We start from the raw sequence: 11,913 nt of genomic DNA on the forward strand, positions 1-11,913 counted from the left end.
TAGCTATATAAATAAGCCTGTAGGTTGGGTTGAGGAACGAAACCCAACAATTTACCTTGTACTCAATCATTAGCCTGTAGGTTGAGGTCACTACACCTTACCATTTCAAAGGCGATCGCCAAATTCTTGGTTTATTTTTTTAGTTATATAGCTATATAAATAAGTTGTGAGTTAATTGTGCCTTTCCTCTTTCCTTGGCTCATATCTTGCACGCAAGTACAAAAGTACAGAAATTGGCCGACAAGGGAGAATCAATTTTTAAGCGTTTAGCATTAACTCATTACTCATTACTTCAAGACTCATAATTCATCCACAACCAGTAACATTAGGGTTTTGATGCTTTGGTGTGAGTTGTTGGGTTTCGTGACCTCAACCCAACCTACAGGCTACCTTCTTACTCATTACTCATTACTCATTACTCATTACTCATCTTTTGGTGCGTTACGGGCTTCGCCCCAATACTGCTTTTGTTAAGAGAAAATTATTGATTAGAGTAAGGTTGAAAGGAGATTAGGTACAAAGCCAAAAACCCCTCTCCCTGCTCAGAAGCTCCCTGCTCCCTGCTTTCTCAGAAGGAATATGTTTGATTCAAAACCTACGCAGTATTGGGCTTCGCCCTAACACACCCTACTTTTGAAAGCTTCCTAAATGCTTACCTTCATGAGAATTTCTTCATCAAGGGAAAAGTCAATTTCAGCTTGATCTCGATGAGAGGGTAAGTAATCGTTTTTATAAGAATCAGCTAATCCTGAAACTAAATCATATTGAGGTTGCCAGTCAAGTTCACTAGTCGCCTTGTGAATGTCTGCGAAAAAGTGTTGGAGACGGATAGGAAAGGCTTTACGCTTACCAAAATCAAAGTCTTTGGGATTATAGTGTACTAGTTTAATTGTTTCTGGGGATTTGCCCACAGCTTCGGCACAAGCGTAGGCTAAACCATCCAGGGTAACATAGCGATCGCCAGAAATGTTGTAAATTTGTCCTATTGCTTGTTGATTACCGATAACTGCGGCCATACCTGCGGCTAAATCCTGAACATGTCCGAGTTGGGTGATATGTAAACCGTTACCAGGAATAGGCAGGGGGAGATCCCGCACAATCCGGTCAAAAAACCATGCTTCTAAATCATTATAGTTTTGGGGACCATAAATATAGGTTGGTCGAATAGAGGTCCAGGGTATACCCATTTTATCTAAGTAGGCTTCTGTTTCGTATTTACCCCGGTGGCGGCTTTTGGGATCTAGGGGATCTGTTTCTCTGTGTGGTAGTTGATGGGTGGGTAAATAGACTCCCGCAGAACTTACATAGATAAAGTGTTTAATTTTGTTTTGATATAATTCTGCTAGAGGTTGAGTATCTTTTAATTCTCTACCATTGTTATCAAAGATGACATCAAAACTCTCTGTGGCTAGTTTTTCTGTTAATTCCTCGGGTTTTTGGCGATCGCCTACAATAGTTTTTACTCCTTCTACGGGTGGAGGGTTATTGCCTCGGTTGTATAGTACCACTTCATGACCTGCTTTGACTAAGATTTTAGTTAAATACACCCCAATAAAGCGGGTGCCTCCCATAATTAAAATGCGCATGTTTTTGTGTTTACCTTTTTTATACAGTGAGTTTCGTTATTGCAATATTACCGGAAAAACAGACATCTACATCAGTTCCTTGGGTTCTTTCTCGGAGGGCATATTCTCCATAGTAGTAGTGTATGTCTCCTTCGATGCGATAATTTATCGGGAGGGGATCTTGACTTGGTTCACAAAAAATAATTTCTGGTTCTGGTTCACCTATTTGTAGGTGAGGGAGATTAACATTCCAAAAGGTTTTGGGTTCGATGGGTTTAGCGAGGAGTATTTTTAGAACTCTACGGGTATATTCTGTGGCTTTTTTCCAATCAATTACCAAAGGTTTTTTTATCCAGTGAGAAATGGCAATGCCTCTCACTCCTAAAATAGCTGCTTCTCGAACTGCGGCTACTGTGCCGGAGGTGTAGGCATCTACCCCCAGATTTCCTCCAGCATTGATTCCTGAAAGCACATATTGAGTCTCAGGATTGATGGTTTTTAGCGCGATTCTGGTGCAATCTGCGGGATTGGCATCAACAGCATAGGCTTCTTCACTTCTTTTTTCTACATGAATTCCTCTACTAGTAGTAAGTTGATGACCACAACCTGATAAGTGTTGTTTTGGCGCTACTATTATACTCGGTAGAGTTACCGCTTCTGCCAAGGCTTTTATCCCTGGGGCATCTATACCATCATCATTAGTTAATATGAACATTAAATATTACTATTTTTTACATCTGCTTTCAATAGTATAATTCTTTGTAAGTAGCTTTTTGATTTAGCAATGGGAAAAGATGCAAGATCTTAGAAGAATAAGAAATGCTATATAGCAATTCTCATACTGGTGAGAAAGGTTATCCTTTTGAGGCAGGAGGCACCTCAGATCTTGCATCTTTATCAAAAGTTACTGGTGAGGGTTGAGTTTTGAAGTAATAAGTAATGAGTAATGAGTAAGAGAATTAATGCTAAAGGCTTAAAAATTGATTCTCCCTTGTCGGCCAATTTCTGTACTTTTGTTTTGGTGCTTTGATATGAGGCAGGAGAGGCAGGAGTTAGGTACAACCTCATGAGTCTGAAAAATGCTATATTACTATTAATTACCAGGTAACCTGCTTTTTTGAACATCTTATGAGTGAATCTGAAGAACAACAGTACATAATTAGCGAACAACAAGAAATTATTCGCCAGATGAAAAAAGAAGCTATAGAGTATAGAAAAGACTTATTAACTCTAGAAGGAAGTATTCGCGAGCAATTTAACCAACTCCAAGAGGATAATAATCGGGGAGTAAATTGGCTTGAAATTAATGTTAATCAAAGAATAGATAAGTTTGACGCTACTGTTAATCAAAGAATAGATAAGCTTGAAACTAAGCTAAATAACATACATCAAAAACTAGATTTATATGATTGTGTCTTCGCAGAAATAGTTGAAGAAAAGGCTGATACCTACTTCCGTCAACAAAATTATTTTAAAGCTACTCAACTATATCAACAAGCTCTTCAATTAGGTAGTCAAATGGCTAGGGAAAATTTAGCTTTTGCTGAATCAGTTATCGAGAAAAAACCCCTTATAGATTTAGGTGATGGAGTTATCATAGAATTTATTCCTATCCTCGGTGGACAATTTCTCATGGGAGGAGATAAATATGAAAAGGAACAACCCAAACACATAGTAACTGTTTCACCCTTCTTGATGGGAAAAACTCAAGTAACTCAAGCCCAATGGAAACAGGTTGCTAAGTTACCAAAAGTAGAAAGAGACTTAAATCCAGATCCCTCTCGGTTTAAAGGAGATAATCTTCCGGTAGAAAAGGTTAGTTGGCTTGACTGTCAGGAATTTTGTGCTAGAATAAAAACATCAATAAAAAAAGAGTGTAGATTACCTAGTGAAGCTGAGTGGGAATATGCCTGTCGAGCTGGAACTAATGCTGAGTATTCTTTTGGAGATAGTGAGTCTAATTTAGGTACTTATGCTTGGTTTAGTGGTAATTCAAGTGGTAAAACTCATCCGGTAGCTGAAAAAAGTCCAAACCCTTGGGGACTATACGACATGCACGGAAATGTTTGGGAATGGTGTCAAGATGATTGGCATGACAGCTACCAAGGAGCACCCAACAATAGTAAAGCTTGGGGCAATGATTCAGACTATAACTCTTTAAATACAAAAAAGTTACACAGAGTTGTAATACGTGGTGGTTCTTGGGGCTACTACCCGAGGTACTGTCGGTCTGCGTATCGCGGCGGCGTCGACCCCGGCGTCGGCTACGACTTCGTTGGGCTCCGTGTCGCATGTTTTGCACGGCTATTTTCTTAATACTTATTCCCTTTTTCCCTTAAAAAAATTACAGGCCAAATATAACTAATTGGTTATATGCCTTTTAAGTTTAGGCTTTTAAGTTTAACTGTGTCAAACTTTTTTCAATAAAGTGGTAGGTTTTAAACAAGGTAATTGAGGATGCTATGGTAGTGACAAAGCTTTAAACAATATGAAGTTCACCTAAAACAGATATAATAATTACATAATTCTAGAAAAAATATATAAATCAAGGAATGAGCGAAGAAAAAGCTAAAGTATAGGCTATCTATGAAGTAGAGTATATCGAAACAGACCCCGAAACTATATGCCGAGTTAGAGGCATAAAATAAACTTTATCTCTCCTTTTGCTAGAAAAGCCTGTTAAAAAGCTGGCTTGGTTGGCATTATTGGCTAGATTGTTTTCAAAGCTAAACTTTTTTACTTCTTTCTATTCCTTCCTTTAGACTTTTTTGTCTTGCTTATCAAAAGCAAACACAGAAGATACTTAAGGTCTGCTGAAAAAGTAAGTTTTGGTGAGGAGAAAGGCAAGAGAGGCACCGAGGCAGGAGGCAGAAGGTAATAATGATTTATGAATTTTCGAGTAATATAAAGAAAAAAATGCACTCTTTCTAGCATAATATATCAAAAAACCTTGCACTTTTTATGATAAAAATGGGCTCAAACCTTTATCTAGCAAAAGTTTTGCATTTATTCAGCAAGCCATACTTAAGAAAAAGCCGATTCAATTAAAAAAATGACTAATTACCAGCAACTATTCCACGAAAATTCCCCCAACATTGTAGAGATACTAGCCGAAGATTTCCAGACTAATTACAAACACCCAGAAGGAATCTTAACTAACTTTATCAACCAAGCGCCAAACATCCTCACAGCGGCAGAAATAATTCAGCAAACAGAAACATACTTAAATCAAAAATCAACTATAAAAGCAGCCTATTTAGCGAGAGTATCTCTTCCTCTTCTCTTCCTTAAAACATACATAGATACAGAATTAATCCAACAATTCGCCCAAGCAGCTATAGACGATACCTCCATTCCTGAAAACTGGAAAACCACAGTTAACTGGATAAATCACCATCTAGATAAAGCAAAACTTAGCTATTTTTATCTTCACCAACCAGATATATTAATAGGCATCCATCCCCTTATCTCCAGAAAACTAAAAAATAGCCCCACAACTCCAAAAATAGAAACCTACTGCACTTGGTTAAAAGATACAATCTTTGAAGCAGACAATCTAGAAATACCGACAACCACCCTCCTCGCCTCAGCCTACCTAATCATCAACCAAGCTAAACAACAAGGAATAACTATAGAAGCAGATGGTCAATTAACTAATTCAGAATCAGCCAGAGGATGGGCAGAATTAACAGAAACAGTCTTAAATAAAATAGTAATAGAGAGCGAAAAAAGAGATATAACTGAAGAAATCAACCTCATAGATAACTGGCATAGGGCGCCATTAATATATCATAAGAGAAAGCGATCGCAAAATCGCCTCCAAGAAACCATAGATAACCTCATCAAACAGTATCAAGAATTAACCTCAACACCTTCAGAAAATCAAAAAGCAAGAGAAATAGCCTCAAAGATAAACACCACCAAACAAGAATTAGAAAAACGCTTAACCTCTGCCTTCGCCTCTGCAAACTTACCAGAAATAGCCCTAAATAACTTAGATATTCCTATGGCTATAGGTGTATATTTACAGCAGTTAATCCCCCAACACCTCAACTTCCACAGTCAAATCATTATTAATAACCAATCCATCACCGAAACCCTAGATAAACTTCCCCTCTGGCAACAAACCATCAATCAATCCCTCAGTGATAATCCTACCTGTGAAGAAATACTCACAGCCTGGGCAAAAATAGATATATGGTCACAATTGCACCAGCAAACTCTCCCCACAATAGCCATTCCCAACAACCTAGATACAGAAAACCCAGATAACCTGCGCCCTCAACTAGCCGCCATAGTCTACCTAGGCACAACAGAAAACCAGCAAAAACTTTTAGAAAAACTAGAATCAATAGAGAATCAAAGCCTTGTTAGTGCCATTCGTATAGAAATACTCATCAATAACCTAGCCAGAGAAAACACCGCTAACATTCCAGACATAAACCAACTAAAACCATGGATTAAATCAGCCTGTGAATCTAAAAACCTGTGGGAATTACGCGCAGGCATGAATGGTGCCATACTGCTGGCGCGTCTTGCCGAAATCACAGGAGATATTTATCTCAGCACAATCCTCCATGAAACCCTAGAATCTACAGACTGGATAAAACAATTAGTAAAACACAGTATTAACAAGATTCTCCAACCCCCCAACTACAATACCCAAGAAAGCGGCTTACCCCTAGCCTTAGCAGCCTTTGACTTAATACGCTACTATCGCGAATATCTTCTCAGAATTGCCCCAAGCATCACCCAAGAATTGCAACCAGTATGGTGGAAGAAAAACTCTATAATTCCACTTATCGATAACCTCAGTGAAAAACTAACTAACTTCCCTCCACAACACCTAGCTATAGAAGGAGGATATGGAGCACAACTACTATTACTAACTATATTTAATATAAAACTCGACCAATTAAAATGGGAAAGACAACTAACAGTCAAACCTCATCGACTGCCAGAATTAGATGATTTACAAACATCTCTAAGATATCTTTTCTGTAAACAACAACTATTTATCACACCCACCGCCAGCAACACCCCCAATTGGCAACAAATCAGTTACTGGAATAACATCGCCTTAACTAATATAACCACAAAAAAGTCTAATAACAAAGCTATCAAACTATATAACTGGGGAATCCACGCCGACAACTACCTACTATCTCAAGCAGCAATCCTAGACACCACTTATACCCATATCAATGAAGATATCTCCACAGATGTAGATAACCGTTACCCAGAAGAATTCCCGAGACTCAGCTACAAAGAAGCGAGAAATCGCCTCCTGCAACCCATTAACCAACTCGAAACCTCAGAAAAAAAATATATCGATAGACTAGAAACAGAAAAACGAGATAATCAACATCAAGAAATAATTAACCTACTGCAACATTCCCTTAATTTAGCAACTACTGCCTATGAAGAGCAAATAGATGCTAGTATCGCCGATGTTAAAAAAGCCGAAGCTGAATTAGAAATAGCCGCAAAAGAATCAATTGCCACACTCTTAGAAGTAGAAATCCAAGGAATGATTCATCAAGCCGCAGCCGTAGAAATAGAAAGACAAACCACCCTCAAAGAAATTCGTAAATTAGATGAAGAAATAGCCAAACTAAATAGACAAATTACTGAAATAGAAGCACAACAAACCCGAGGAGAAATCAGCAATCAAAAAAGAAATATAGAAATAGCTAAAATAAAAGGAGAACAAACTTTATTAAGAATTCGACAAGTAACTAGGTCAAAAAATACCATCGAAAGAGAAATCAAACTCTTAAAAACCCTACTAGAAGTAGAAATTCCCAAAATAGCCACAGAAGTAAAAAATAACTTAATTACGAAAATAGATAGAGAATTAGAAGAAGCTAGAGAAAAGAAAAACAGAGCAATAGAAGAAGCAGAAAGACGCCAAAAAAGAGGCTTCTGGAGACAATTAATCGGCGGAGTATGCCGCTTTATAGGGGCAGTAGTAGGTGCTGTATTTGGCGGCCCTTTAGGGGCATCTATCGGGGCACAAATCGGATCAACAATAGCTAATTTTACCTGTAATCTTATTTCTGGTCAATCATTTGGAGAGATATTCACCGAATTAATTCAAGATGTCAATCAAGTAGCGTCTATCGCTGGCATAGACTTAGAAAAAGAATTAAACAAATTAGGTGCAAAAGGTGCTCAAGTTGTCAACCAGTTTCTAGATAAGATTGAAACTAATTTAGAATCTATCTTAGTCAATATTCCTCAAGTGATTGAAAAAGAAAAATTAGATAAAATTATCGCTAACACTGTAGAAATATTTGAGATACCTGAAATTAATCAACTCACTCAAGTTTTACAAAATTCCTATCAAGATTTACGCCGAGATGTTAATAGTTTAGCAGCAATAGGCACAGTATTAAAAGAAATAGGAACCACTGAAGTAATAGATTTAAGTAATCCCCGTCAACTCTTAGAGTCAATTACCGAAAATCTCAAGACCACTGAGAATATTCAAACTATAGAAGAAGTTGCCACCGCCGTCAATGAAAAAGTAGAGAATCTCCAAAATAATCCCGAAGAACGCTACAAAGCTATAGAAAAATTTGGTAAGATAGTCATTACTAAAATAAGCCAAGAAAGTTATGATTTTAAACAAAATACCCTAAGTAGTTGGATTCAAAAGCAACAAAAACTAAATCGATTTTGGGATAATCCTGTAGTTAGGGAAGAAGGGAAAAAACTAGTAGAAATATTATTCCCAGATAAAAAAACAACCTATCAAATACTAACTAACTTAGAAGAGGCTTTATGTAACCCGAAAACATCAAGAGGAAAAATTCAACAACTAATTTCACCCTGGCAAGCATCTCTAGAAAGAAAAATAAATGAGGTGACTTCAGTAGAACAAAATCTACCTCAACCCAAAAATGCTATACAAGCAGCAGAACAACAAATAACTTACTTAGAAGAAATAAAAAGACAATTTAATACAAATCTTTTACCCTTGTTAGAAGAGAGAAAGAATCCCGAAAGAGATGAATTGCTCAAGAAACTAAATGAGTTATCTACTACCACCTTACCTAATCAAGAAGATGAATTAACTATAGCTAATTTAGAAGAAAAAATAGCTAGTCTTAATGAAGAAAACGCCACGGAATATCTAAAGATATTTGAACAAGAATTAAAGAAAGGAGAGAAAGATTACCAGATAAACGATATCAGAATCTCTCAAGCCTCCCTCATCACGAAAACAGTAGAATTAGCAGAATTAAAAGCTGAAAATCTCAGTAAAGCCGCAGAAACATCTCTAAAGGCTGCCAAAGTGAAACACCAAGCATCTCTAGCTAAAGTTACCGCCGCTGAATGGAATTTAGCATCATCTCAATACCAAAAGGCAGCTATTGAAAAACGAGGTGTAGAAGCAAGCCACATCAGAGATAGCCTCAGTCAACCACCCCTGAAGCTACCAACTCTAGCTACTGTAACTCTTCCTCAAATACGTGTAGAATATTTGAGAACCCTAGAACAGTCTTTTATTGCTTATCGAGAATTACTCAGATACTATTACACTAGTGGCAAGAAGGATTTTGAGATTACTACTCTTGAAGCTATACATACTAATCAACCCTGGTCAACAACTCTCTCTACCTATCATAATCAGATTGGGGAAATATTTACTAGTTCTTGTGACCAAGTCTATAGTCAATTAGAATTAAACTTGACCCCTAGTCAGATTAAATGTCTATTGAGTCTAAGAGGATTTAACATAATTGCTTTTCCTCATGTAGAATCTCTACTAACTTTATTTACTGTTCCCATAGAATGGAAAGTATATTTAAATAATCTAGCTATTTCTAATCTGACAAATTCCGAGAGGGAAAAATGGCTATCAGGATTTCAACAATTATGGTTACCAACTTTTGCCAGTTATGGTATCAACCTAGGAGATGTAGATAAAATCAATGTTACTGACACCTCCAAAGGTTGGCAAATTACACCATCAAATCCTGAATCTGTAGAAATCTCTATTAAACCCCCTAACAGTAAACGTACCAGAAGATGGACTATTTCCGCCCCCATAACCTATTTAGTTTGGGAAGACCCAGAAAGTAACCAATTAGTTATTACCTATCAAAATGATTCTGTAGAAGAAACTAGGTCCGATTTTGGCGATCGCCACTTTTTTGATATAGAATCTAAGCAAGCGAAGACTGGCAAAATTGCCGCCATTTTCCTTGAAGGCAAAATTAAAGACAAAGATAAATACATAACTACTCAACACTATAAATTAGAAGTAATCCACCTAGGTCAAATGTGGACAGAAAGAGGTATTAAACAAGTACAATCAAGAAAACTTAATAGTAACCGGATCTTTTTGATTCCCTCCGATACTAATTGTAAAAATCGCCTACAACAAGAAAGTCAAACATTTAGGGAACAAGGAGATCCCGATCCCTATAGCGTTCAAGGTAATCCTTTATCGGGTACTACAGTGTTACGCCTGATTCCTAATTCTGAGTTAGAAGCCATAGAAAGTGTGAAACTTAATATTCTCTACAGTTATGTAGAGTCAAGTATATAGCAGTTTATGTGGTGCGTTACACATCGCCTTTCGCACCGTATAGCTCCGGGAGAGGGGGAGCTCCGGGAGCAGGGGAGCAGGGGAGAGGGGGAGAGCTCACAAGGGTAGGTTTTTAACATTTCGGTGAGGACGGGACAAGGGAGGAACGAAGACAAGGAGACAAGGGAGATAATACAATTAAAACAGCGTGTTGTCATACTAATGTATGCCTAAAATACAGATACTTCCTTGTCCACTTTCCCTCCTTGTCTACCTTGTCTCAACCTCACTACAAGCTCTTTGTAAAAAACCTACCCTTGTGAGGAGGGGGAGAGGGGGAGAAATTTTAAGTAAAATTACTTAAGTTGTGGATAAAATGTATATTCAGTAGATGGAAAAGTTTTTGCGCCTGGGGCGATCGCACGCACTATTTTAGATAAAATGAATCATAATATTAAATTACCTTCAGGTATTCTTTCAGTAAAAGTTGAAAGTAGTGATATACCCTTAAACAAACTATGTGGATATGGATGTAGACAAAACCCTAAACGAGGATTTGTGTTTATCTCCAAAGTTTTAGGCAAACATTATCCAGTAACTCCCCAGCAAATGCGCCAAGTACAGCGCCTTTTAGCTGATAAAATTTCTCTAGACTTACCCTCTCCTATTGTTTTTATAGCGATGGCAGAAACTGCCACTTGTTTAGGACAGGGGGTTTACGAAGCTTATTTACACAGAAGAGATGATGTAAAAGATACTCTATTTTTACATACCACCAGATACCGTTTAAACCAAGAACTAGCTTTTGTGTTTAGTGAAGAGCACTCACACGCTACAAACCATTTAGTTTATCTGCCTGAATCTCCCCAAGAGGCAGAATTATTACCACAGGCTAGAACTATTGTTCTCATAGACGACGAAGCTAGTAGTGGTAAAACTTTTTGTAACTTAGCCTCAGTTTTTCAAAAATATACAAATACCGTTGAACAGGCTGTGGTAGTTACGATTACAGATTGGACTAAGGGACAAGTTGCCCAAAAAATGCCTCTACCCACTCAGGTAGTTTCAATTTTATCTGGTAGTTATAGCTTTGAGTCTAATTCTAATTTTTTTGTAGATAACTTTACTTTAGCGAATGGGAATGGTTTGTGTAAATCTCACCTGTTGCCAAGGAATTATGGCAGACTTGGCTGTAGTAATTTCATTTATTTAACAGAAGAGATTCAAGAATATGCTTTATCTATTGTTAAGCAGAAAATATCTCCTCGGGTTTTGGTTTTAGGTACAGGAGAATTTGCTTATTTACCCTTTTGTTTAGCTGAGAGATTAGCAGGTTGGGGTTATGAAGTTTATTTCCAAACTACCACCCGTTCTCCGATTTTAGTAGCTGGCGATATTGCTAGTAAGATTTCTTTTCCTGATAATTATGAAGACAATATTGATAATTTTCTCTATAATTTTCAGCCCGAAGATTATGATATTGTGTTTATAGGTTACGAAACTCCCCTTCATACGATCCAATCCCAACTTATTCATTTATTACCAGCTATTCCTCTGTGTTTTTAATATGTTCTGATTCAATATTGAGTAAAATAATAATACTTTCAGTTATTTCTCTTTGAACAAATTCTTCAGATGTTAAAATCGTGGCCAATAACTTTTTTTGTATATCCTAGCGCATTTTTATTTAAGGTTTGCTGAAAAAATAAATGTTTTATGCTATTTTATGTACAAAAATCTTCCGCCACCTAGTGTGGCGGAAGAAGTAAATGTTGTATGCAGAAGCGCTATGTAAGCTTATTTAACAGA

At 37.2% G+C, this 11,913-nt stretch carries 5 protein-coding genes; 3 read left to right on the plus strand and 2 right to left on the minus strand.

Translation table 11 applies throughout. The annotated features are described in order from the left end of the window. Positions 1-644: 644 nt before the first annotated feature. Both MW688_RS03190 and surE read right to left on the minus strand, forming a co-directional pair. Entirely contained in the window at positions 645-1,586 is a 942-nt protein-coding gene (locus MW688_RS03190) for an NAD-dependent epimerase/dehydratase family protein (protein ID WP_486734469.1), read from the minus strand. A 19-nt stretch (positions 1,587-1,605) separates the two neighbouring features. Next, entirely contained in the window at positions 1,606-2,280 is a 675-nt protein-coding gene (surE, locus tag MW688_RS03195; RefSeq protein ID WP_486734470.1) for a 5'/3'-nucleotidase SurE, read from the minus strand. 413 nt (positions 2,281-2,693) lie between these two features. On the opposite strand from surE, the gene MW688_RS03200 reads away from it, so the two are divergent. The 3 genes from MW688_RS03200 to MW688_RS03210 all read left to right on the plus strand — a co-directional run bounded on the left by MW688_RS03200 (position 2,694) and on the right by MW688_RS03210 (position 11,670). Continuing rightward, the gene (locus MW688_RS03200; protein ID WP_486734471.1) at positions 2,694-3,881 is read left to right on the plus strand and encodes a formylglycine-generating enzyme family protein; all 1,188 of its coding nucleotides are present in this window, start codon (positions 2,694-2,696) and stop codon (positions 3,879-3,881) included. Between the two features lie 736 nt (positions 3,882-4,617). After that, complete coding sequence (locus tag MW688_RS03205; RefSeq protein ID WP_486734472.1) at positions 4,618-10,125, plus strand: hypothetical protein; 5,508 nt, start codon at positions 4,618-4,620, stop codon at positions 10,123-10,125. A 420-nt stretch (positions 10,126-10,545) separates the two neighbouring features. Further along, positions 10,546-11,670, plus strand: coding sequence for a phosphoribosyltransferase domain-containing protein (locus MW688_RS03210; protein ID WP_486734473.1), 1,125 nt, complete (start codon positions 10,546-10,548; stop codon positions 11,668-11,670). Positions 11,671-11,913 lie beyond the last annotated feature (243 nt).

The sequence above is a fragment of the Johannesbaptistia floridana genome, assembly GCF_057440575.1.